This window comes from Ruegeria sp. YTSA226 (assembly GCF_059609905.1).
In genome coordinates, this window is sequence record NZ_JBXWMQ010000024.1 from 1 (window position 1) to 22,761 (window position 22,761).

The 22,761-nt window shown below is 54.9% G+C and carries 29 protein-coding genes and 2 tRNA genes; 22 read left to right on the top strand and 9 right to left on the bottom strand.

What is annotated here, in order from left to right; translation table 11 throughout:
- Positions 1-337: 337 nt before the first annotated feature.
- Positions 338-556 (bottom strand): GDCCVxC domain-containing (seleno)protein, encoded by a 219-nt coding sequence (locus tag AC2FFF_RS19045; protein ID WP_281973601.1) that lies wholly within the window; start codon positions 554-556, stop codon positions 338-340.
- Between the two features lie 4 nt (positions 557-560).
- Positions 561-884, bottom strand: a complete 324-nt coding sequence (locus tag AC2FFF_RS19050) for a hypothetical protein (RefSeq protein ID WP_281973602.1) — start codon at positions 882-884, stop codon at positions 561-563.
- A 99-nt stretch (positions 885-983) separates the two neighbouring features.
- Between AC2FFF_RS19050 and AC2FFF_RS19055 the strand changes: the two genes are divergently transcribed.
- The 3 genes from AC2FFF_RS19055 (at position 984) to AC2FFF_RS19065 (ending at position 3,533) form a co-directional block, all read left to right on the top strand.
- Entirely contained in the window at positions 984-1,382 is a 399-nt protein-coding gene (locus tag AC2FFF_RS19055; protein WP_281973603.1) for a MerR family transcriptional regulator, read from the top strand.
- 103 nt (positions 1,383-1,485) lie between these two features.
- Positions 1,486-2,889 (top strand): sensor histidine kinase, encoded by a 1,404-nt coding sequence (locus tag AC2FFF_RS19060; RefSeq protein WP_282022459.1) that lies wholly within the window; start codon positions 1,486-1,488, stop codon positions 2,887-2,889.
- The gene (locus tag AC2FFF_RS19065) at positions 2,886-3,533 is read left to right on the top strand and encodes a response regulator (protein WP_281973605.1); all 648 of its coding nucleotides are present in this window, start codon (positions 2,886-2,888) and stop codon (positions 3,531-3,533) included. The genes AC2FFF_RS19060 and AC2FFF_RS19065 overlap by 4 nt, the downstream gene beginning before the upstream one ends.
- Positions 3,534-3,607: 74 nt before the next feature.
- On the opposite strand, the gene AC2FFF_RS19070 is transcribed toward AC2FFF_RS19065, so the two are convergent.
- From AC2FFF_RS19070 to AC2FFF_RS19085, 4 genes are all read right to left on the bottom strand, one after another.
- Positions 3,608-4,360, bottom strand: a complete 753-nt coding sequence (locus tag AC2FFF_RS19070; protein ID WP_281973606.1) for a hypothetical protein — start codon at positions 4,358-4,360, stop codon at positions 3,608-3,610.
- Positions 4,361-4,519: 159 nt separating this feature from the next.
- On the bottom strand, positions 4,520-5,353 hold the full coding sequence (locus AC2FFF_RS19075) for a cation diffusion facilitator family transporter (protein WP_425595612.1): 834 nt from the start codon (positions 5,351-5,353) through the stop codon (positions 4,520-4,522).
- Positions 5,354-5,565: 212 nt separating this feature from the next.
- The gene (locus AC2FFF_RS19080; protein ID WP_281973607.1) at positions 5,566-6,474 is read right to left on the bottom strand and encodes a c-type cytochrome; all 909 of its coding nucleotides are present in this window, start codon (positions 6,472-6,474) and stop codon (positions 5,566-5,568) included.
- A gap of 13 nt (positions 6,475-6,487) precedes the next feature.
- Positions 6,488-6,955: a c-type cytochrome gene (locus tag AC2FFF_RS19085; protein WP_281973609.1), complete on the bottom strand. Its 468-nt coding sequence runs from the start codon at positions 6,953-6,955 to the stop codon at positions 6,488-6,490.
- Positions 6,956-7,041: 86 nt separating this feature from the next.
- On the opposite strand from AC2FFF_RS19085, the gene AC2FFF_RS19090 reads away from it, so the two are divergent.
- Together AC2FFF_RS19090 and AC2FFF_RS19095 are read left to right on the top strand one after the other, a co-directional pair.
- Positions 7,042-7,887 (top strand): LysR family transcriptional regulator, encoded by an 846-nt coding sequence (locus AC2FFF_RS19090; protein ID WP_281973610.1) that lies wholly within the window; start codon positions 7,042-7,044, stop codon positions 7,885-7,887.
- Between the two features lie 435 nt (positions 7,888-8,322).
- Positions 8,323-9,021 (top strand): hypothetical protein, encoded by a 699-nt coding sequence (locus AC2FFF_RS19095; protein ID WP_281973611.1) that lies wholly within the window; start codon positions 8,323-8,325, stop codon positions 9,019-9,021.
- Between the two features lie 633 nt (positions 9,022-9,654).
- Here AC2FFF_RS19095 and AC2FFF_RS19100 read toward each other — a convergent pair.
- Positions 9,655-9,729 (bottom strand) — tRNA-Thr (locus tag AC2FFF_RS19100).
- A 229-nt stretch (positions 9,730-9,958) separates the two neighbouring features.
- Between AC2FFF_RS19100 and AC2FFF_RS19105 the strand changes: the two genes are divergently transcribed.
- The 17 genes from AC2FFF_RS19105 to AC2FFF_RS19185 all read left to right on the top strand — a co-directional run bounded on the left by AC2FFF_RS19105 (position 9,959) and on the right by AC2FFF_RS19185 (position 20,570).
- The gene (locus AC2FFF_RS19105) at positions 9,959-10,114 is read left to right on the top strand and encodes a hypothetical protein (RefSeq protein WP_185956727.1); all 156 of its coding nucleotides are present in this window, start codon (positions 9,959-9,961) and stop codon (positions 10,112-10,114) included.
- A gap of 6 nt (positions 10,115-10,120) precedes the next feature.
- Positions 10,121-11,389, top strand: coding sequence for a UDP-N-acetylglucosamine 1-carboxyvinyltransferase (gene murA, locus AC2FFF_RS19110; RefSeq protein ID WP_281973612.1), 1,269 nt, complete (start codon positions 10,121-10,123; stop codon positions 11,387-11,389).
- A complete protein-coding gene (locus AC2FFF_RS19115) occupies positions 11,386-11,862 on the top strand; it encodes a DUF2948 family protein (protein ID WP_281973613.1) in 477 nt (158 codons plus the stop codon). The genes murA and AC2FFF_RS19115 overlap by 4 nt, the downstream gene beginning before the upstream one ends.
- Positions 11,852-12,373 (top strand): GNAT family N-acetyltransferase, encoded by a 522-nt coding sequence (locus tag AC2FFF_RS19120; protein ID WP_281973614.1) that lies wholly within the window; start codon positions 11,852-11,854, stop codon positions 12,371-12,373. Before AC2FFF_RS19115 ends, AC2FFF_RS19120 begins: the two co-directional genes overlap by 11 nt.
- A gap of 60 nt (positions 12,374-12,433) precedes the next feature.
- Entirely contained in the window at positions 12,434-13,735 is a 1,302-nt protein-coding gene (hisD, locus tag AC2FFF_RS19125; RefSeq protein WP_281973615.1) for a histidinol dehydrogenase, read from the top strand.
- Between the two features lie 120 nt (positions 13,736-13,855).
- The gene (locus AC2FFF_RS19130) at positions 13,856-14,653 is read left to right on the top strand and encodes a hypothetical protein (protein WP_281973616.1); all 798 of its coding nucleotides are present in this window, start codon (positions 13,856-13,858) and stop codon (positions 14,651-14,653) included.
- 86 nt (positions 14,654-14,739) lie between these two features.
- Entirely contained in the window at positions 14,740-15,219 is a 480-nt protein-coding gene (locus AC2FFF_RS19135) for a UPF0262 family protein (protein ID WP_142639020.1), read from the top strand.
- A gap of 3 nt (positions 15,220-15,222) precedes the next feature.
- Positions 15,223-15,675 (top strand): arsenate-mycothiol transferase ArsC, encoded by a 453-nt coding sequence (locus tag AC2FFF_RS19140; protein ID WP_142639018.1) that lies wholly within the window; start codon positions 15,223-15,225, stop codon positions 15,673-15,675.
- 2 nt (positions 15,676-15,677) lie between these two features.
- Complete coding sequence (locus AC2FFF_RS19145; protein ID WP_281973617.1) at positions 15,678-16,076, top strand: ketosteroid isomerase-related protein; 399 nt, start codon at positions 15,678-15,680, stop codon at positions 16,074-16,076.
- A complete protein-coding gene (locus AC2FFF_RS19150; RefSeq protein ID WP_281973618.1) occupies positions 16,069-16,668 on the top strand; it encodes a GNAT family N-acetyltransferase in 600 nt (199 codons plus the stop codon). Before AC2FFF_RS19145 ends, AC2FFF_RS19150 begins: the two co-directional genes overlap by 8 nt.
- A 366-nt stretch (positions 16,669-17,034) precedes the next feature.
- On the top strand, positions 17,035-17,910 hold the full coding sequence (locus AC2FFF_RS19155; protein WP_281973619.1) for a carbon-nitrogen hydrolase family protein: 876 nt from the start codon (positions 17,035-17,037) through the stop codon (positions 17,908-17,910).
- 91 nt (positions 17,911-18,001) lie between these two features.
- A complete protein-coding gene (gene infA / locus AC2FFF_RS19160; protein WP_005978431.1) occupies positions 18,002-18,220 on the top strand; it encodes a translation initiation factor IF-1 in 219 nt (72 codons plus the stop codon).
- A gap of 10 nt (positions 18,221-18,230) precedes the next feature.
- A complete protein-coding gene (locus tag AC2FFF_RS19165) occupies positions 18,231-18,809 on the top strand; it encodes a Maf family protein (RefSeq protein WP_281995646.1) in 579 nt (192 codons plus the stop codon).
- Positions 18,806-19,828, top strand: a complete 1,023-nt coding sequence (locus AC2FFF_RS19170; RefSeq protein ID WP_142639006.1) for a ribonuclease E/G — start codon at positions 18,806-18,808, stop codon at positions 19,826-19,828. The genes AC2FFF_RS19165 and AC2FFF_RS19170 overlap by 4 nt, the downstream gene beginning before the upstream one ends.
- A complete protein-coding gene (locus tag AC2FFF_RS19175) occupies positions 19,825-20,007 on the top strand; it encodes a DNA gyrase inhibitor YacG (RefSeq protein WP_496883066.1) in 183 nt (60 codons plus the stop codon). Before AC2FFF_RS19170 ends, AC2FFF_RS19175 begins: the two co-directional genes overlap by 4 nt.
- 79 nt (positions 20,008-20,086) lie before the next feature.
- Positions 20,087-20,161, top strand: a tRNA-Phe gene (locus AC2FFF_RS19180).
- 271 nt (positions 20,162-20,432) lie between these two features.
- Positions 20,433-20,570 carry a hypothetical protein gene (locus AC2FFF_RS19185; protein ID WP_496692253.1) on the top strand — a complete coding sequence of 46 codons (138 nt, stop codon included), beginning with the start codon at positions 20,433-20,435 and terminating at the stop codon, positions 20,568-20,570.
- A 219-nt stretch (positions 20,571-20,789) separates the two neighbouring features.
- Here AC2FFF_RS19185 and AC2FFF_RS19190 read toward each other — a convergent pair whose 3' ends face one another.
- A complete protein-coding gene (locus tag AC2FFF_RS19190; RefSeq protein WP_142638999.1) occupies positions 20,790-21,086 on the bottom strand; it encodes a hypothetical protein in 297 nt (98 codons plus the stop codon).
- A gap of 832 nt (positions 21,087-21,918) precedes the next feature.
- Positions 21,919-22,761: ShlB/FhaC/HecB family hemolysin secretion/activation protein (locus tag AC2FFF_RS19195; RefSeq protein ID WP_496883067.1), on the bottom strand; the 843-nt coding region annotated here is incomplete at its 5' end.

The following is a 22,761-nucleotide window of genomic DNA, read 5'->3' on the forward strand; positions in this document are numbered from 1 at the left end:
ATCCTCCTGCTCGTCTCGAGAATTGAATCAGCCGGTGGGCCGCCGATCAAGCAGGAGTTTTTCAACGAAATCAGCCCCAATCTGTGAATTTGATTTTCTTGCTGCGCGGGCATCATCTTGAACACGGCAGTGCGGCGTAAAGAGCGGCTATTGGTGCCGGGCGCAGCGAGGTTTTGTCAGGCAATTCGCGAGACGCGGACTTTGCTACCGTTAGCCATGGCGCAGAGTTGTGCGAGTTTGATGGTCGCGATGCGCAGAAACCAGACTTTGCAAACTTTGGCCGACGAGCCAATGCGGACAATCAAAACCTTTCTCGGATGTTGCGGTTGCGGCCCGCTTATCCACAACAGCAGTCACCTGACTGAATTGGCGGGCACGGGACAGTTGCGTAGGAACAAAAAACACAGCAATCGCCTTCTAACGGTTTCAAGACTACCTTGCATGATTTGCATTCATAAAACCACTGGCACGAGTCAGTTGGCATTTTCTCGGTTTCAACGTGCCCACACCGAGGGCAGGTCAAAGTGCTATCCAGCACCACAGTTTGTTTTGTCATTGTCTCACATCTGCATGATTAGATAATCGTTGATTTGAGCCTCATTGAACACGATGACCCATGCCAACGCGGTAGTCGCCGTGTTTCCGACAAGCCACCATTTCAGATTTGCCAACGTCCCGTTTCGATGCGCTACGAACCACGAAACTGCGACCAGCACTGTTGAGATGGCGAGAACATAGTAGCTTGCTGCCGCTATTTTTCCGAATATCGCCAACCAACTGCCACCCAAGCCGAGCAACATCATGGCCATTGGAAGAACACAGCATGTCGCGACCCCCAGAGCGGAAACCGATCCCAGGTGGCTGAGGCTCAAATATTTTTTCATCTTTCGCTCCCTGGGTAGGCGATTTGATTGTGTTGAGGCACTAGCATTCAATGCGTATAACTCCTGTAGTAACTACAGGATCAAGTGGAGGCACTTCACATGATTGCGATAGGCGAGGCTTCCCGGCAATGCGGGGTCGGCATAGAAACTATCCGCTATTACGAACGCGAAGGTATCGTACCAAGACCCGCACGAGCTCTGAACAATCGTCGCCTCTATTCGGCAAGCGATGTTGGAAGACTTCGATTTTTGAAGAAGTGCCGTGACCTGGGGTTTCCTCTATCTGACGCAAAGGCGCTTTTGGAGCTGTCAGAAGGAAGTGCCGAAGACTGCCGATCAGTGAAAGAACTGGCCGAGGCACACATTGCCAGCGTTCAAAGCAAGATTAGTGAGCTCAGACGCCTGGAGCACGCCTTGAGTGAGCTTACGGCCAATTGTGATAGCGGAAACGTTCAATGCCCGATGCTGCAAAGACTGAGAACGATGGACGATATCTGACTCTGGCCACTGGACGGAAGCGCAGGATCTGAGATTTAGCCAGATCACGTCAGACCAAGGTCTGTGGTGCGATAACAGATTGTAGTTCATAGTCGATTTCACGATGAGAGCGAAAGTAACTGACCTGACGATTGGCAATTGGTCGCTGTCGCGAGTCTTTCTTGCGGCCAGCATTTTCGTGATGGGTACTGCTACCGCAATCGTCGGGGTCTGGGTGTCAAATCGAATCCAGAACGCAGTCGTGCAAAACTCCGCCAATTCCGCTGCGCTATATATGGAAAGCGTAGTATCCCCGCTCAGCCAGGAATTGGCACATGGCAACCATCTTTCTGAGCAGGCGAGCCTGGCGCTGGACGAGATTTTCATGACCCAGCCAATGCGTGACCGCATTGTCTCCTACAAATTCTGGAAGCAAGGCGGTGTGATTGTACATGCCTCTGATACAGACATCATTGGAAACCGTTTCAATCCAACGGATGACTTAAGGCGGGCGTGGAGCGGTGACATCTCCGGCTCTTTCAAAGAGCTTGATCATGCCGAGAGCGCCGCCGAGGCGGCTTTGGGGATACCACTACTTGAAGTTTACAGCCCCATCCGCGAACTTTGGTCCGGCGAAATCATCGCAGTTGCGGAGTTCTACGAAAGAGCTGATCAGCTTGAGTTAGATTTAGCCAAGGCCAGGCGAACAAGTTGGTTGGTCGTCGGTTCCGCATTTCTGGCAAGTACTATTGTTCTGTATTCCATTGTCGCAATTGGCGACAAAACTATTCGACGACAGGGGGCTCTTCTTAAACAGCGCCTGACAGAAAGTGAGAGGATGGCCGAGCAGAATGCCCGGCTGCGGTCGCGTGTAGTAGATGCGTCAGAAAGATATGCCACGCAAACAGATCGGTTCCTCAAGAATCTCGGTGCCGAGCTACATGATGGTCCTGCGCAATACCTGTCGCTCGCCGCCCTTAGACTGGAGGCGGCGTTTTCCAAAGAGTCCGAAAGTTCTAAAGAGGCAGAGGAAATTCAGCAGTCTTTGCAAAAATCTCTGGCTGAAATTCGTGCAATATCGCGAGGGCTTTCTGCGCCAGATATCGACAGCTTGTCACTCGTCGATGTTGTGAAGAGAGCCGTAGAGGATCACGTCGAACACAGCCCGTTGCGACCGGATATTTCACTTTTGGGTAGCCAGGCCCCAGAGTTGTCATTGTCCGACAAGCTGTGCGTTTTTCGGTTCCTTCAGGAGACGCTTTCCAATGCCGCGAGATATGCTCCAGCTTCCAAGTGCACCGTTATCTCTGAGGCGCAGAACGACCGCATAATTATAAAGGTCAAAGACGACGGGCCTGGTTTTGACAGGTCAGAAGAAACCGCGTTGCGAGACGATGGTGGCCAGGGGCTTATGGGCTTGCGGGATCGGGTCGAGAGTATTGGCGGCAGGTTCGAAGTCGCATCGAGACCGGGTGAGGGCACCACAGTTTCTATGACACTCTTTCCCAGAAAGTTAGGCACATCATGACTACATCTGTCGTAATAGCTGATGATCACCCGATATTCAGGGATGGTTTGCAACGCACGCTGGATGAAGCTGATGGTTTTGAAGTTTTAGCTGCCGGGTCCAGCGCTGATGATGCAGTATCGCTGGTCGTCATGCATCAGCCGGACATAGCCATTCTTGACCTCTCGATGCCCGGTGGCGGGATAAGCGCAACACGTAAAATTGCGGCAATGGCAAATCCGCCTTTCATTGCAATCTTGACGGTCTCAGAGAACAGCAGCGACGTCGCGGACGCGTTGGAGGCGGGCGCGATAGGGTACATCGTGAAGGGAGTAACCGCGAGCGAATTGACCGCTTCCTTAAGCAGCATCGCCTCAGGTGAAGGGTTCGTTTCTCCGGGCTTGGCCTCGCGGGTACTGCTTCAAATCAACGCTGACACCGGCACCTCTAAGAACAGCAGCATTCTCGATGACCTTACGCATCGTGAGGAAGAAATACTTCGACGTGTAGCCAAAGGACTGAGTAATCGTGAAATCGCTGACGAGTTAGACCTTCAGGAAAAGACCGTGAAGCACTACATGACGGCAATACTGTCCAAGCTTCACGCGCGAAACCGAGTAGAGGCCGCGCTCATTGCCCATGATGTTTGGAACAAGGGAGACTAACAGCGGTCTCTAGTACGAAGATGGCGGCCCCCTCTACAAGAAGCCACCAACGGGTTATCTACTGGAGTTGCTGCTCAGTTGGCAACCGACTGCAACCTTCGGCGATCGGAAGCCGTTGCGTTTCTCTCAACAACAGTCCGGTTGTATGGGTCTTTCAGCTCGTAGCGCCCAAACTCGATCTCCTCTTTCCAACCATTGGCATAGTTCACTTCGATATTTTTGCCCTGGCGTTCAATTTTCGTAGGTCGACTTCCAGCAGTGCCGCCTTGCCCAGAAGAGAGCACGTTGTCGATTGAGATACCATTCGCCAAAGACCGAAGCCTTGAGACGTCAGCACCGGTCGCAGGGCGTTCCTCAACAGTTCGGTTCTGAGCATTCTTTCTCTCATACCGCCCGTTTTCGATCTCCTCCTTGGTTCCGTCGGCGTAACGCACTTCAATGCCGTTAGCGTTTGTTTCGACCTTTGTTACACCGGCCGAACCCAAGGGTTTACCACCTGCTTGAGACCGATCCTTCTTTCCGCTGCCCTTATTGGAGCGTTTGGAGTCGTCATCGTCATCATCATCGTCGCGACCACCTTTGCCTGATCCCGAATTGTCGTCACGATCATCATCCCGGTCGTCGTCGCGGTCATCATCTCTGTCGTCATCCCGATCATCATCGCGACCATCCCCGTCGCTTCCCCTGCCGCTCTTGGCAAAGGCATATGATGGTTCAAAATGTAGGCGACCATCGGCATCAAACGCTGGCACATAAGGTGTTGCCGCGATCAACGAAGCCAACGCCGCGGTACTAAGAAGTTGACCCAGCTTTCTTTGAATTTTCATTTTCGCCTCCAATTTTGAGCATCACGCTTCGTGACGTTGGAGGCAGGTTACTTCTTGTTCGGCTTCCCCACATCGGGCTTAGGTCTGACGAATTTCAAGCCGAACGTCTTAGTCAGATCAGTCAAACCAATTGGGTTTTTGCTGAGCCATGTGACCAGTTTAGCGGGAACTAACCCGGTCACCCTTCAGCTCGTCATCAGGTTCGAGGTGAATGACAAAGACAGAACCCGGATACAAACGATCCAATTCTTCCTTGATGTCATTGCATATATCATGCGCCGCGCTGACTGGCATTGTGCCGTCCACAACAAGATGAAACTCCACAAAGATGACGTTTGCGGATCTACGCCCTTTGAGGTCGTGGTACTCCAAGGCTGCGCCGAGATTTGCTTCGATTGCATTAGTAACGGTCTGCAAGTCATGATCCGAAAGGGTCACATCAATCAGTCCATCGACAGACGCCCGAATAACTTTCCAGCCCTCCCACAAGATGTTCAGTGCAACAAGAATTGCCAGGATCGGATCGAGGATCAGCCAGCCGGTGACAAGTGCAAGTATCAGACCTGCGATGACACCAACTGAGGTCATGACATCTGTGAAAATGTGCCGGGAGCTCGCCTCCAATGCAGGCGAACCCTCGCGACTGCCGATTTTGAGCAATAGGTAAGCCCATGCGCCATTCACGCCCGTTGCAATGACACTGACGGCGGTTCCAAAAAGAGGCGCATCCTCAAGATGCGGGTTTGGGAGTGCCAGTACAGCTTCTCCGATGATCAAGAACGCCGCCAGAACAATCAGTACGCCCTCGACGACAGCGGAAAGATACTCAGCTTTTTTGTGACTAAAGGGGTGGTTTTCATCAGGGGGTTTATTGGCAACCCGAACCGCAAAGTATGCCAGCAACGCCGCAACGACATTCACGGTAGATTCCATTGCGTCCGACAACAACGCCACCGAGCCTGTCAGCAACCAAGCCAACAGTTTCAGAGCCACTACCGCAATGGATATTGGAATGGATTAAAGAGCGATTATTTGTGTCATTTGACCACAACGCTCAATCAATCATGAACAGAATCTCGGGGTATTGCTGAGCTCCGACGTTCAAAACGTAAAACAGGTGGTTGGTGAAAAGGGAATAGGCCCTGCGGCTTCCTACCGGCGATCGACGACAGCATCTGGTCCCCCTGCATGGCGCCAAACGACTGTTACTCTGATGGAAGCACCGCCGACGAAACAGGAACCGCCTTGAGATAGGCGGCAATCGCCAAACGGTCCTCATCGGTGAGGCGAGTTGTGTTCTCGATGACCTCTACCATCTCACCACCAGCGCTGTCATAGTCCGGTGTAAAGCCAGATTTGAGGTACTCGGAAATGTCGGCCTCGGACCAATCAAGCTGGTCTGAGGTAAGGCCCGGGACGCGACCCTTCCCGTTTGGATTTGGTGCACCTGTCAGCCAAAGGTCTCGTTTCAGACCACCTAAGCCATTTCGCGGCGTATGGCATTCGGCGCAGTGACCCAACGCCTCCACTAAATACCTGCCATGTCTTTGTTGGTCGGTCAAATCACCTTCGACTACCCAGCCTGGTGTCATGAACAACAGTTTCCATCCCCCCAATCCACGACGAACATTGAAAGGAAAACCGACTTCATGAGAAACGCTTTCGGCTTTGGACGCTGGCAGGGTTCTGAGGAATGCAAGGAGCGAAATAACGTCTTCGGCCGTAATGTTGGCGTAAGATGTATAGGGAAACGCTGGAAAATAGTGCTGCCCTTCGGGTCCGGTCCCATGGATCAAGGCATTGGCCAGATCCAGGGCAGACCAGGACCCAATACCAACTTCTGGGTCACTGGAAATGTTGGGGGCAATGAACGTGCCGAATTCCGTCTCAAACCGGCGACCACCGGAGAGCATGAGCTTGTCCTCACCAACCGCATCCGGCGCTGAATGACAAGATGCGCATCCTGAGGCGTGGAACACGATTTCGCCTCTGGTGAGATCCGGATGCAAACCGTCGAGTTTAGATTGATCCGTTCTTTGTGGTCGGGTCAGCACCAAACCTGCCAACCCAATCAAGAGTGCAACGAAAGCGGTGAAAAGGAAAAACCGCTTCACAGCTATCTACCAATTAGTCTTTTGGCGCTCTGTACGCTTTGTGACATGCCGAACAGCTTCCACCCAAATCGCCCATAGCCGCTTTCAGGGCATCAACATCTTGCCCTGCCGCAGCCTGCATCGCAACAGCGGCATCTGCCATAGCCTGCCCTTTCGCACCAACGTCAGCGAAGTTTTCCCAGATCGCAGGCAGCGCTCGGGTGGACGGATCGGATACATTGTCGGATCCTGCGGGCCACATCGCGGATTGGTCGATCTGCGTTAGTACAACAAGGTTGTTTGCAGCCCGTGTTGCGGCCTCGGCATCATAGCCCACCTCGCCTTTGGCCATGCCGCCAAGTGTACCAAGATTGAAGGAATAGAGCTGCATGATTGAGGTCCGAGCTTTCACAGCCGGATTTTCGCTTTCATGGGCGATGGCTGCGCCAATGGCCGCTACAGACAAAATGCCTGCCGCCAAAATTGAGAACTTCTTCATCATGATGTCTCTCCCTGTTCAATACTTCGAATGTTAGCTTGAACGAATTTACTTGTAATTGTTTGTTATTCGCCGCCTCCTGTTAATTTATGAACAACGATAATTGGGATGACATTCGATATGTGCTTGCCGTTGATAGATACGGTTCGCTGAACTCGGCGGCGGAAGCTTTGGGGGTAACGCATGCGACAGTCCTGCGCAGAGTGGTTGCCTTTGAACAGAGAAGTGGCTGTGCGATTTTTCGGAAGAGCCCTTCTGGATATTCCGCGCTGCCTGAGGCCAGAACAATTCTCTCGGCTATGGAAAACGTTGAAGATGCGGTGCTTTCAGTAGAGAGGGCAATCGTAGGCGCGAACCGCTCTCCTGTTGGTCACGTTCGCATCACGTCCACTGACAGTCTTTGCCAGATGGTTTTGCCTCAAATTTTGAATGAAATTTCCAAAGAGTACCCAGGGTTGGAACTGACTTTGTTGAGTAGCAACAGCCACCGTGATCTATCCCGGCTGACTGCGGATATCGCTGTGCGCCCATCGATTAAACTTGAGGACGGCCTGGTCGGAGAACGATCAGGTACATTGTCGTTTGGGGTCTATGATGATGGTTCCCCAAATCGTAAATGGATGAGGCTTGACGGCGCGTTGAGCCGCTCTCGGCCTGCCAAGTGGCTAGCAGAAAACGCGAAAACCGAACAAACTACCAACGGAGCAGACAGTTTTTTGGTGCTTCAGCAGATGGCCGCTTCCGGAGCGGGCAAGACATTTTTACCTGAACTCATCGGCGATGCTGACCCCCGCCTTCATAGATCGCCCGGCATGAATCCCCAAATCGAAGTTCCGCTCTGGGTCGCAACACTAGAGGAAATCGCGCAGACACCAAGGTTTGCTCTCGTGCAACGGGCCTTGGTTGAACGCATAGCCAAAGCTCTAGCCAACTGAAATCACCCAAAAACAGTTGTAAGCAGTCGCATTATTTGCAGAGCAGCATTACGAGTTCAGTGTTTCAAAGGCCGACTTTCCGATGCAAGGCATTCAACGCAATAGCGGCTTTGGGCTGACTACGGACATTGCCGCGGTCAAGTCGGAAAGCTGCTTTGTCCAGCATCTGAGGCAATCGATCACAGCACGGTGGTGGAGTACGTCTGTCAGACCGGGTGTTCGCAATACTCGCGGCGAAAGTTTCGTGCGAACCCCATTTTGGGTTTGCCACAATGGTGACGAAAGTCGGCCATAACGTCTGTGCCGACCAATATTCCGTCAAGATATGTTTCGAAGGCTGAACTGTCATGTTCTCTAATCCCTGTGCGCTAATCGTGGACCCAAGCAATGCATACGGCTAGCATCGGAGATCAAACAGCAAGAAGGGAGAATCACATGTCGAAGTTCACCAACAGAACAGCTGTCCATGGGGTTGCTGCACTCGTAATCTGCTGTTTCGCGGCAATCGTTCAGGCACAATCGGCAGGCGATGAGATGTCGTTCTTCATCACTAGTGTAGGCAAAGGAGACGGTGCCAATCTAGGCGGCCTCGACGGCGCCGATGCTCATTGTAATGCACTTGCTTCTGCGGTCGGTTCTTCCAAAACTTTTTCGGCCTATCTGAGCACGTCAATGTCCATTGATCGCAGCACCGACCCGATGACAATAACCAACGGTATTTCGGCACGCGACCGGATCGGGGCGGGTCCATGGTACAATGCCAAGGGAGAACTCATCGCCAACAATGTAGAAGACCTACACAGCGACAGCGTGAACATTAGTATTCTGACCGCACTCGATGAAAACGGTAACCCTGTAAATGGGCGTGGTAGTCAGCCGAACAAACATGACATTTTGACTGGCTCCGATTCTGCCGGACATTTCTCGACGGCAGGTGGCGATACGACATGCAGCAACTGGACTTCGAATAGTGAAGACGGGTCCGCGATTGTCGGACATCATGACCGTGTGGGTCTCAATGATGCGCGAAACATGGTGTCTTGGAACTCGTCGCACGGCTCGCGTGGTTGTGGAGAAGAACATCTGCCACGTTCTGGCGGGGCGGGTCTGTTTTATTGCTTCTCAACGGACTGATCAGACAGCGCTGTTGCGTGTGCCACCCGCATTGCCGCTAGTATTCACCAGGTCAATTTTTCGGGGCGCATTCTGGAAGCGCTCGTTGTAGCCATCGTAAGCAATGAGCGCTGTTTCATGCGTCCAGATTGTCCGATCTGGATGCACCGAAAGCTCCGTTCGAAATTCGGACTATGATCTTGCCTTGAATGGCCGGTTTGACGAAATAAGTTGCACCGCAGCGATGCGCGTGCAGCAGCTGCTCACCGATGCTGCGTCAGCAATAGCAGCGGTTGCATAAGGCTGCTTTGTCCGCAATGCGGACATAAAATCAAATTTCCTGAACGTCCGCTATTGGTGCGAAGGGATACTCGAACCCAAAACTCTAGTTCGACGGGCTCCAACCAACAGATAGTGGACCTACCCCAATAAAAGTAGCCTTGGAAAAACGCGTCACAGAAAGTGTGAGAGGCTCACAGGCTTGCGTTCGATCAGCTGAAGGGGTGCCAAGGGGCGGGGGGTGGAGCTCGTCTATGAAGGCAAGGCCCCGACCATGCGACGTTAACAACGGACGTATTTTGCTAAGGCGTGGTTGCCATGTGGTCGCCACTTATGTGGTGCCAGCAGAGTAAATCTCGTAAATTATTGATTTTATGGTGCTGCTGGAGAGAATTGAACTCTCGACCTCTCCCTTACCAAGGGAGTGCTCTACCTCTGAGCTACAGCAGCCTATCCACTTCAGGGCACCGGGAAAAACGCCCTACTAATACCCTACTAACTTCCACCACGCTCCACTAACTCATTGTTCGAACAAACAAACTTGGAATGGACCCGCCCATTACCAAGGGAGTGCTCTACCTCTGAGCTACAGCAGCGCTGTGGGCGGGTGATTAGACTCAAACGAAACGCGGCGCAAGGGTGTCTGGACGGTTTTTTTCGCCTCCTGTAGAGAAAGGTTATGGCAGAAAAAAATACACCTAAAAAACACGGCAGATCCGGCGATGTGCGCGAAGAGCGGCTGAAAGCGGCGCTCAAGGCGAATATGGCGCGGCGTAAGGCGCAGGCTAAGGCGCGGGCAACCCAGAACGGCAAAGCCGACAAAGACGAGGGATAAGAGCAGATGGATTCGATTCTGGTGACAGGCAACGGGCCGCTCAAAGGTCAGATACCGATTGCAGGGGCAAAAAACGCGTGTCTGACGCTGATGCCGGCGACCTTGCTCAGCGAAGAACCGCTGACGCTGACCAATGCGCCTCGGCTGAGCGACATCAAGACGATGACGGCTTTGCTGCAGTCCTTGGGGGCCGAGGTGTCGTCATTGCAGGATGGTCAGGTGATCGCAATGTCCAGCCACGACCTGACCAGTCAGACGGCGGACTATGACATCGTGCGAAAGATGCGCGCGTCAAACCTTGTGCTGGGTCCTTTGCTGGCGCGGTTCGGGCAGGCAGTCGTCTCGCTGCCCGGAGGCTGTGCAATCGGCGCGCGTCCGATGGATCTGCACGTCGAAGGGCTCGAGGCGCTGGGCGCTGAGATTGAGCTTAAGGACGGGTATCTGCATGCCAAAGCTGTGGGCGGGTTGAAAGGTGCCGTGCATGAGATGCGATTTGCATCCGTGGGCGCGACCGAGAACATTGTCATGGCGGCCACGCTGGCCAAAGGCACAACGGTTCTGAAGAACGCGGCGCGCGAACCTGAAATCGTCGATTTGGTCGAGTGTCTGAGGAAGATGGGTGCCCAGATTTCCGGTGAAGGCACGCCGACCATCGAAATTCAAGGCGTAGACCGGTTGCATGGCGCCACCCATCAAGTAGTCACTGACCGGATCGAGCTGGGCACCTATATGCTGGCGCCGGCGATTTGTGGTGGAGAAGTCGAACTGTTGGGCGGGCGGATGTCTCTGGTGGAATCATTTGCCGGGAAACTGGATGCGGCGGGCGTGAATGTCTCGGAAACAGCAAACGGTCTTTTGGTCGCCCGCAAGAACGGGCGTGTCAAAGCCGTGGATGTCGTGACCGAGCCGTTCCCGGGTTTTCCGACCGACCTGCAGGCCCAGATGATGGCGCTGATGTGCACGGCCGAAGGTACCTCGGTGCTCGAAGAACGCATTTTCGAGAACCGTTTCATGCACGCCCCCGAATTGGTGCGGATGGGCGCGAATATCGAAGTTCACGGTGGCACGGCAACCGTGACTGGTGTCGAACGTCTGAAGGGCGCACCGGTTATGGCGACAGATCTGCGCGCTTCGGTTTCGCTGATACTGGCGGGGCTGGCTGCTGAAGGTGAAACAACTGTCAGCAGGGTCTATCATCTGGATCGTGGATATGAGCATGTTGTGCGCAAGCTGGAAGGCGTGGGCGCCAAAATTGAACGGATCAAAGACCAATGACAGACGCAAGTTTCCACGATGGGCGTGAGGCTCCACTGAATCTGGGTGCAGAGGATGGGGATGACCTTCAGGTGATCTCGACTTTGACACAGGATGCGGTGTTCCCAGTATCCGAAATGACCTGGCACCCGTCGCAGCGCCGCTTTGGCCTGTTGCTGAACCGTTTCCGCTGGGAGGACAAGGATGCGGCCACGCGCCGGGGCCGTCCATTCGAAAGGGTGCAGTCTGTGCTGGTGTTCGCTTCCGTTCTAACCGTGGCCAGCCAGGGTATCGACCGTAGCGAGAAGGATTTGGTGATGTCCTTGCTTTCGGTCGATTTTGAACCCGGCGAAGACGGCGCGGGTCAGATTTTGCTGACATTGGCCGGTGATGGCGCGATCCGCCTGTCGGTCGAGGCAATAGACGTCACGCTCAAAGATGTGACCCGCCCGTATCAGGCGCCGTCGGGGCAAGCACCGCATCATGCAGAATAAGCGCGGTATCGCGCAGGCCTTCTCAGGACCACCCGCTGGTCTGATGTTGCGCCGCGCGACCGTGTTTGATGTCTTTGATTTAAGCCGCGTACTAATCCGTTCGATCACGCAGCTGTGCCGGGCGGATCATGGCGATGATCCACAGGCCGTTGCGGAATGGACCGCCAATAAAGACCCGGAGACCATTCGGGGTTGGATCAAGGCCGGAGCGCAGATTTGGCTGGCCGAGCGCGCAGGTCAGGTTGCGGCTGTCGGCGGATTGCGTGAGGGCGGCGAGATCACGCTGCTCTATATCGACCCGGCTCATACCGGTCTTGGGGTGGGAAGCGCGTTGTTGGCCCGGCTGGAACAGGAACTGGCCGCTGCCGGTTGCACCGAGGCACAGCTTGAGGGGACACGGACGGCCCAGGCGTTTTATATCCGGCATGGCTGGAAACCGACTGGCGGCTGCGCGGCGCGCAAAAGCATATCCTGTTTTGAGATGCGCAAATCGCTGCACCCGGTGGACTGAGGGTTGAGGACAGCCCATCCCGGCGATATGACCCGGTGAAACACCACGGAGTGCCAGATCATGCCCGTTTTTCTAGACACCACGTCGCCCGAGTTTGACGCGGCTTTTCAGACCCTGCTGTCGGCCAAGCGCGAAGACAGCCCGGATGTGGATGCCATCGTCGCGCAGATCATTGACGATGTGCGGGTCCGTGGGGATGAGGCGGTAATCGAACTGACGGCCAAATTCGACCGGTTAGAGCTGACACCGGATACGCTGGCCTTTTCGGCAGAGGAAATCGACGTCGCCATTGCGCAGGTCTCGGACGCGGATCGTCAGGCGCTCGAACTGGCAGCCGAACGCATCCGGGCCTATCACGAGAAACAGATGCCCGCCGATCACCAATGGACGGATGAGGCCGGGGCGACCCTTGGCTGGCGCTGGTCCGCAGTGTCTGCGGCGGGGCTGTATGTGCCGGGAGGGCTGGCCTCGTATCCGTCGTCGGTTCTGATGAACGCGATCCCGGCCAATGTCGCAGGGGTCGAGCGTCTGGCCATCGCCGTGCCCACACCAGACGGTCAGGCGAACCCTCTGGTCCTTTTGGCCGCGCACCTGTCAGGCGTGACTACGGTCTATCGCATCGGCGGGGCGCAGGCGATTGCGGCACTGGCCTATGGAACAGATACCATCGCAGCGGTGGACAAGATCACAGGCCCCGGAAACGCTTTTGTTGCTGCCGCCAAACGCAGAGTCTTTGGTAAGGTCGGTATAGACATGATTGCGGGACCGTCCGAGATTCTGGTTATTGCTGACAAAGACAACGACCCCGACTGGATTGCACTGGATCTACTCAGCCAGGCAGAACATGACGAAAGTGCTCAGTCGATCCTGATCACGGATAGCGCCGATTTTGGACGGGCCGTGGCGCAAGCCGTGGAAAAACGTCTTGAAACCCTGCAACGCCGGGCCATAGCCGGGGCCAGTTGGCGCGATTTTGGTGCGGTGATCACTGTGGGCAGTCTGGATGAGGCAGCCTCTCTGTCGAACCGAATTGCCCCGGAACACCTTGAGCTATGCGTCGCAGATCCCGTCGCTCTGAGCGAAAAGACAATTCACGCAGGTGCAATCTTTCTTGGTCAGTACACGCCCGAGGCAATCGGGGATTATGTTGGTGGGCCTAATCACGTCCTACCCACCGCCCGGTCGGCGCGTTTTTCTTCCGGTCTGAGTGTGATGGATTTCCTGAAACGCACGACGCTCAGCCAGATGACACCCGAAGCCCTGCGGGCAATCGGGCCAGCGGCAGAGCAACTTGCGCAGTCGGAAAGCCTCGAGGCGCACGGGCTGTCCGTGACCGCACGGTTGAAACGATTGAACGGTTGATCACCTATGGTCAGAGGGTCACACCTGCAATTACCTCATCCGATTTTCCCCGATAGGGCTTGAAATCAAGGGGCAAATTGCGGCGCTCTTTATGTGCGACCGGATCTAAAGGAGGTTGATTTGGAACGTGTGGCGACCCTCTGGATCGGTAAGCGCTTTAGCTTTTTGGAACATCTGTGCCTGAAGTCCTTCGCCGATGTCGACCAGAAGCCAATCGTCTATCACTATGGCGATCTTGAAGACATTCCGGATTATATCGAGCCGCGCGATGCCCGCGAAATTTATGATACTCCCGAGATCTACCGCGATCCGATAACCCGATCCGTGGCCGTTCATGCAGATCTTTTCCGTCTGCAGTTGATGCAAAAAACCAACTATATCTGGGCCGATGCGGATGCTTATGCGGTCCGGCCATTCGAGACAAAGAACGGGTATCTTTTTCCGAATGCGAACCTCAAGAAACAACGGATCATGAACGGTGTACTTGCGTTGCCCAGCGACAGTCCGGGGCTGCAGGCCATGTGCAAATATGCTTTTGACAGCGATCTGGTGCCGCCATGGTGGACACAAGAACATAGGGAAACCTACCGCCAGATGTTCAACGGGTCGACCTATTGGAGCCTGCCAATTTTCAGCTTTGGTCCGCCCATGCTGTTTCATTTTCTGTATGGCACACCAGAGCATGAGATGGCTGTGCACAGGTCGGTCCTCTATCCTATCCCATTGCGATATCGCGGCCTTTGGAATGACCCCGACCTTTCCAAACTGGATTTTCTGAAGTGGGACCAACAGATGTCTGTCCATTTTTTTGGATCCTGGTTCCGAAAGATCTTTCTTGGCCGCCAAATCAACTCTGGTTCACTGGTCGATACGCTGTTGCGCAAACACGGAATAGATCCGTCCGAACACCCGCTTTGACGATTTTCGTCGGACGGGCGGTCACTGCGTTGCCCATTTATTTCCATTGGGATAAGTCTGTCCCGACCTGAACGGACCAAACGACCATGACCCGAATTTCGCACATCGAACTGGATGATAGAAACTTGCCCCCGCCGACTCCCGAGATCGAGCAGGAGCGCAAGGTGGCAATCTATGATCTGCTTGAGGATAACGCTTTCGCGCTGCCCAAACGCGATGATCGTGTGGTTCCGGAAGGGCCGTATCATGTGCAGCTCTCGATCCGTGACAAGCGTTTGGTCTTCGACATTGCCACCGAAGCCGAAGAAAAAGCGGCCGAGTTCCATCTGTCCCTTGGACCATTCAGGCAGGTGGTCAAGGACTACTTCCAGATCTGTGAAAGCTATTTCGACGCCGTAAAGACTTTGCCGCCCAGCCAGATCGAAACCATCGACATGGCCCGGCGTGGTATCCACAACGAAGGCAGTCGGGTGTTGCAGGAACGTCTGGAAGGCAAGGCCGAAGTTGATTCAGACACAGCCCGTCGCCTGTTTACGTTGATCTGCGTATTGCATTTCGGGGGGTGACGGGTGACGTCTCTGCCGCAGTCCATCTTGTTCTGTTGCGACCACAATTCGGTCCGATCTCCGATGGCCGAAGGCATCATGAAGAAGTTTTATGGCACCGGCACCTATGTGCAATCCGCCGGGGTGCACAACGATCTTGAGATCGATGGCTTTTGCATTTCGGTCTGTCATGAAATCGACGTCGAGCTTTCACGTCATCGGTCCCGGTCGTTTGATGAAATGCAGGAATGGGGCGACGACCTCAGCTCGTTCGATCTGATTGTAGCGCTGTCGCCGGCCAGCCAGCGCCGTGCGCTGGATTTGACGCGGGTTTTTCATCTGGATGTCGATTATTGGCCAATAATGGACCCTACCGGGCTGGGCGAAAGCCGCGAGGAAAAGTTACATCACTACCGACAGACCCGCGATCAGATCATTCAGCATCTGAAGGACCGCTGGGGCGAACCAACGGAGTGACCATGAACGAAACCGTCAAAACCTATTTCGAAGCCTTCAACGCCGGGAACGTAGCCGGCATGCTGGCCTGTTTGTCCGACGACGTGGCCCATCATGTGAACGAAGGGCAGATACGAGTGGGCAAAGAGAAATTCGCAGCTTTTTGTGACCACATGAACCGCTGCTATCGCGAGAACCTCACCGATATCGTTGTGTTCGCGGCCGAGGGCGGTACCCGTGCCGCCGCTGAATTCATCGTGAACGGCACCTATCTTGAGACGGATGAAGGCCTGCCCAAAGCACGCGGGCAGACCTACCGCCTACCAGCCGGGTCGTTCTTTGACCTGAAGGATGGCAAGATCACGCGGGTCACCACCTTTTACAACCTGGCCGACTGGACCAAGCAGGTCTCGAATGGCTGAGGTCACAGGCGTTCGCGCCTTGACTGGGGCGGCGCTTGAGGCGGCTCTGGATGACGTCGCTCGCTTGCGGATCGAGGTGTTTCGGGCATGGCCGTATCTTTATGAAGGCGATCTGGAATACGAGCGGAAATACCTGCAATCCTACCGTGACAGCGACAGATCCATCGTTGTTGGTGCCTTTGACGGGGATCGTCTGATCGGCGCATCGACCGGCGCCCCGCTAGTCGACCATGCCGCCGATTTCGCGGCGGCCTTCGATGGCTCTGGGCTGGACTTATCCCGGATCTTCTACTGCGCCGAATCCGTCTTGCTGTCCAACTATCGCGGGCAGGGCGTGGGGCATAGGTTCTTTGACCTGCGCGAAGCCCATGCGCGCAACTTTGGCTTCACCAAATGCGCCTTTTGCGGTGTGCAACGCACGACCGATCACCCGATGCGGCCTGATACCTACCGCCCGCTGGATGCTTTTTGGAGCGCGCGGAAGTATGAGCCGTTGCCCGGCGCTGTCGCGCAGTTTTCGTGGAGGGATATCGGCGAAGAAGGCGAGACGCTGAAGCCTTTGCAATTCTGGATCAGGGATATCACGGCTTAGATTTATGGCTGACGTTTGCGCCCAAGAAGGCCGTATTTTACGGCCCAAGCCCTGATTGACCGGCGTTTCCGCCTTTGCTGTCTCGGAGTTGATTTTGATAGCGCTCCACCCGTTCGGTTGAATTCGTACACGTCGATAATCCGTTCGGCGCAACCGCAGGCTTTTCCCATGCCAACCTTTGTGTAATAGAACTTTTCGAAACTTTCCCGGTTTTGCATCGCAACTCTCCTAATCTTATTTAGCCATTTCAGGCTTGAGATGCCAACTCACAATCCCTTGCTGGGCCGGTATATGCGCATATGTGCCTGTACTTTTCAGGGCGCCCTCAACTAGTGTTCGCCAAACCAGCGCAATGAAAGTTACTCCATGAAAGCTGCCACCGCCGCCTATAACCTCGACTGGCTCGAAAACTGGGCGCAGTATGAAGATAAGCTGGCCCGCTGGGTCTCGGATGCCGCAGGGCAGGGGGCAGATCTTCTCGTTTTCCCCGAGTATGGCGCGATGGAATTGTCGACTTTGGACGGGGCCGAAGTAGCGGGTGATCTAGAGCGTTCGATCCGTGCTGTTTCAGATCGGATGGGGGACGTGCAGGCCCTGCATTCGCGTTTGGCTCAAGAGCATGAGACCTACATCCTGGGCGCATCCGCTCCAGTGATTGACGGGTCAGGCCGTCCGGTAAACCGGGCTGTGCTCTACGCTCCGAACGGGACGTTTGACCATCAGGACAAACAGATCATGACCCGCTTTGAACGCGAAGACTGGGATATCGCGCCGGGCGGACCACTGAAATTGTTTGATACCCCACTTGGAAAAATCGGAATCCTGATCTGCTATGACAGTGAATTCCCCCTGCTGGGCAGAGCCCTAAGTGAGGCGGATATAATCCTGGTTCCCTCATGCACCGAGGCGTTGGCAGGATACTGGCGTGTCCGCATCGGGGCTATGTCGCGTGCGCTGGAAAACCAATGTGTTACGGTCATGGCGTCTCTCGTGGGCAAAAACGAATGGTCCGATGCGGTGGATATGAATACAGGAACGGGCGGTATTTTTGGTCCACCTGACAAGGGTTTTCCCGCGACCGGAGTGTTAGCAGAGGGTGCGCTGAACCAACCTGGCTGGACCTATGCCGACGTCGACTTGACTACGATCGCCAATGTGCGCCGGGATGGCCATGTGTTGAACCGCGCACATTGGGACGAGCAGTGCGGTCGAGTCGAAACAGTCACAATATCCTCTCTTTAGGTGAATACGCCCTTGAAATAAGCCCCAAATAGGCTCATTTAGGCGCACATCCCCGTAGATTCTGCGGGTGCAACGTAATTATGGAGACAACATGGCCAAGGAAGATACGCTCGAATTTCCCGGTGTCGTGAAGGAACTCCTGCCTAATGCGACGTTTCGGGTCGAGCTGGAAAACGGCCATGAGATCATCGCACATACGGCAGGCAAGATGCGCAAAAACCGCATCCGTGTTCTGGCTGGCGACAAAGTTCAAGTCGAGATGACCCCCTACGATCTGACCAAAGGTCGGATCAACTATCGCTTTAAGTAACGCCCGACACATGGCGTTTATTCTCGGATCGGGCAGTCCAAGGCGGCTGGACCTGCTGGCGCAGCTTGGTGTGCAGCCCGACGCCATCCGCGCCCCGGACATTGACGAAACGCCTTTGAAAGGTGAGCTGCCGGTGCCCTACTGCCACCGGATCACACGCGCCAAGGTGCAAGCTGTTCCCGCCGAAAGCGATGATGTCACACTTTGTGCGGACACCACGGTCGCGCTGGGTCGGCGCATCTTGGGAAAGCCTGAAGATGCAGGTCAGGCGGCCGAGTTTCTGCACGCTCTGTCCGGGCGGCGGCACCGGGTGATCACTTCGGTCGCTGTTCGCCGCGGAGAGCGTGTATTGCAACGCGACGTCGTTTCTCAGGTCAAGGTCAAGCGCCTGTCGGATGTTGAGATCAATGCCTATCTGGCGACGGGTGACTGGCAGGGTAAAGCCGGTGCATATGCGATCCAAGGGCCTGCAGGAGCCTTCATCCCATGGATTTCCGGATCGTTTACGGGCATCGTGGGCCTACCATTATCCGAGACCGCCGGATTGCTGCAGGGCATCGGCTATCCTTTGTATCGCGAGGCACTATGAAGGGGCGTACCATCGTTTTAGACCACATCAACAACCGCGAGGCCGCGGCGTTGATGGTGGACGGAAAGCTTGACGATTTCCTGATTGCTTCCGAAGCCCCGGCACCCGGTACTATCTACCGGGCGCGGGCGGATCGCCCGGTCAAGGGGCAGGGCGGGATGTTTCTGGCCACGCCGGACGGCCAGGCCTTTTTGCGACAGGTCAAAGGATTGGCCCCCGGAGAGCTTAAGCTGGTCCAGGTGACCGGTTTTGTCGAACCCGGAAAGGCGCTGCCGGTGACGGATCGCGTGCTGTTCAAAAGCCGCTTTGCGATTGTCACTCCGGATGCACCGGGCCTGAATATATCGCGCAGTATCCGGGATGAGGATGAACGCGACCGCTTGCTGGAAATCGCACATGAGGCCATGGCAGGCAGCGAACACGGGTTGATCCTGCGGTCCTGCTGTCAGGGCGAGAATGCCCAAGAGATTGCCGAGGATATCGGCGTCATGCTGGCTCATGCCGATGCTGTGATGAACGATCCCGGTACCGAGCCTGAGGTTCTGCTCGCAGGTGATGGGCCGCATGTTTTGGCCTGGCGCGACTGGACCGACCCGGCCGAGGTCGTCACCGAGCCTGGCGCCTTTGAGGCGCATGGTGTCTTGGATGCATTGGATCAGGCGGGCGGAATATCAGAACCATTGGCCGGGGGCGGACACATCTATATCCAGCCCACCCGCGCCCTGGTGGCCGTAGATGTAAACACGGGTTCAGACACCTCGATGGCCGCCGGAACCAAGGCCAATTTCGCCTGCGCAAAAGCACTGCCACGTGCATTGCGTGTCCGTGGGTTGGGGGGGCAGATCACGCTCGACCTCGCTCCAATGCCCAAGAAAGACCGGCGCGGTTTCGAAGCCGCTTTGCGATCTGCATTCAAGTCTGATCCGATCGAGACGATTCTGGCAGGATGGACCCCGTTGGGTCACTATGAGTTGCAACGCAAACGCGGCCGGATTTCCCTTGCGGAAGTGCTGAAATGAGCTGTCCGATCTGTCACGAACCAACGGTGTCTCAATTCCGTCCTTTTTGTTCGAAACGCTGTGCAGACATTGATTTGGCCAAGTGGCTGAACGGGTCTTACGCGGTTCCTTCGCAGCGTGAAGAAGACGTTGAACAGAATGTTTCTTCACCTGAAACTGAGATGCCGCGCCCACATTGAAAAAATGTAAAAAAGCCTCTGGACACTGCCAGTAGCAAGTCATAGAACGCCTCCACCCAACGGCAAAAGCCGTATCCGTGCCCGGGTAGCTCAGGGGTAGAGCAGTGGATTGAAAATCCTCGTGTCGGTGGTTCGATTCCGCCCCCGGGCACCATATAGCTAAGATAAATTATTCAATATCAAGGCTTTGATCTGATATCTGCTTTGTGTATCTACCATTACATCCACCAGTGTGTTTCGCATTGCCCGAAGCTGTGTGCCGAGACAACCGCTTGGTGAAAAGTAGGAATACCAAGAACTAATTTAGCAGCGCGGCGGCTTTCGGACAATTTGGCACGATTTCCCGGAAAAAATCAAAGTGACTTCTGAGCCCAAAACATTGCGCGACGCGGCTATTTGTAGAAATATTCCCAGCCGCGATCTTCATGCAAACCGAAGCGGGCATTGAGCAGGTGGCCACTGAGTCGACATTCGCCGCGATTGCAGCAACTGTCGTTGCTAACGGCGGCTTTACACAGAAAGCTGACTTTGCAAAGTTGCCGTTCAAAGTTTCGCTTGCCTAATTTGACCGGCCCAGATGGTCGGAGGCTCTTCGTGGAAGTGCGGCACTTTAGATTATTGGCCTATTTGAAGTAAATATAGGTACAGAGCATTGTTGGGCTACGTCAGCCAACGTAAACGCCAGGGAATAAGGGCAATACGAAAGCCAGTTAACCAGATGACAATTGACGAACTATTGGTCGATTAATCTCATTGTCCGAGCAAAACCTACCCAGCGAGCTTCAGCGCTGCTTTCGTTTGACCGAGATAATGCATCCGGAATGCTTCGGGTGCCGTGCTGGTACATCACGAGCCATCGCATCCACATTTCCAAGGTGTCGTAGTGCCCCGCTGTTCAGCAACACGCCGCGCCCGGCATCATACCGACGTTGCCCAAATCCGCTGGCAACGCATTCCCAGTTTTCCTTGGCCGCTGCGCTGCGGAACCTCGGCAGGTCGTGCGGGTCATGCCGTCCAGGAGTTGCTGCGACGTGATCGTGTTTCTTAGAATTACGTTGGTGGGTTAAATGGTGGGTCACTTGTGTTGTGCCAGGTTGCTGAACAGTACCGGTTGTCGGCCTCGGCTTTGGGCGCATGATTGTCACGACGCCTTGTGGCTTCGGATGTCCTGGGACGGCCACGTGAGTTGCCGTAGGTTTTGGTGTCAACTGTGGAACCTGGCCAGGAACCGCCGTGGGAACCTGATTGGGGGTTGCGGTTGGGACAAGCGGTGGCGTCGCTGTAGTGCCGCTGGGTTGCGGAACACGGCCTGGCACTGCGACTGGTATTTGGTTGGGTATTGCTGTTGGCACAAGGGGCGGCACAGCCGTCGGGCCAGTAACTTGAGGCGGAACCTGGCCAGGGATAGCTATCGGAACTTGATTGGGAGTTGCAGTCGGAACTTGCGGCGGCACCGCGGTAGGACCGGTAGCCAATGAGGGAACCTGATTTGGAACAGCTGTCGGAACCCGGTTTGGTGTCGCGTTTGGTGTCAAAGGCGGAACTAGGGTCGGCGCTAGGACCGGCGTGGGAACCTGACCTGGAACCGCTATTGGTGTCGCAATAGGAACCTGACCGGGAATTGCGTTCGGGACCGCGCCCGGCGCAAGGACTGGAACAGTAACTGATGTGGGCGTTTGCTGTGTTCCTTTAGGCGGCAACTGATTTGCCACCGGCTGCGTTGGGCCGGTAATTTGATTGCCTGCCCCTTGCCCACCGGCCTGCCCACATCCTTGGCTCGACTGGTGCGGATTCCCTACGCCACGGCACCACCCAAAATGATTTCCCTGCGCGACGACCTGCGTAGCGGCCAGCTCTGCGACCAAACAAGCTGCGGTAAGTAAAACAATGCGGTTCCGTTTCATAACATCCTCACCAACTTGTTGTCAGAGCAAGATACGCGCCAGGATCGCCTGAGTCGGTCAAAGGGCCATCTCTCAAAGGGACACCGACATATCCGGACAGGAAAAGGTTTTGCTTAAACTCAATGTCCAAACCCAGACCTGTCGATGCCAGTGTAGCATTATCAACTTCAAAACTCGCTGGGTCATTGTTCGAGATGTAACCCACGTCGAAAAAGACAAAAGGCGTTAAGCGATGAATGCTTTGGGAACTTGGAAAGTAGGAGTGAGACACTTCGAAAATCGCGGAAATCCCGGAATCACCGTCTACTTCGTCGAACCGATATCCGCGCAAAGCATAGCGATCACCAAGGAAGTACTCCTCGACCGAGGGCAACCGGTCGGTTGTGAACTGGCCCCAGATCTCGGTGCGCCAAGCTGTGTTGGGTGACAAGTTCGTAAGTGGGCTTTCGTATCCGATGCCGCCCCGCAGATGCCAGAACGAAGAGTCTCCGTCGTCAAAATTTGCGTCTGTCGTGTCATTGTCATTGTCACCAAAAGATAAGGTTAGCCCCGCTTCCAGAGCTTGCCCTTTTGGATAGTTTTGCCCGTAAAGATACGTAAGACCAGCAACGCTCGCGTCACTGGACAATGGAACGCCGCCACTGACTGAGTCCGCTTTTGAAAGGCGATAATCCAGCAGAAAATATCCATATCGGGCTACATCGCGGATCACGGGGTAACCCATCGCGACGGTGAAGTTCTCGCCGTCAACATCCGTTCTTGCAAAATCCCCCGAGAGGTCACGTTTTGCGTTTATGTTTCCGTAGAAAATCTCACCGTAGAGACCATTGCTGTTCAGCGGCGTGCGATA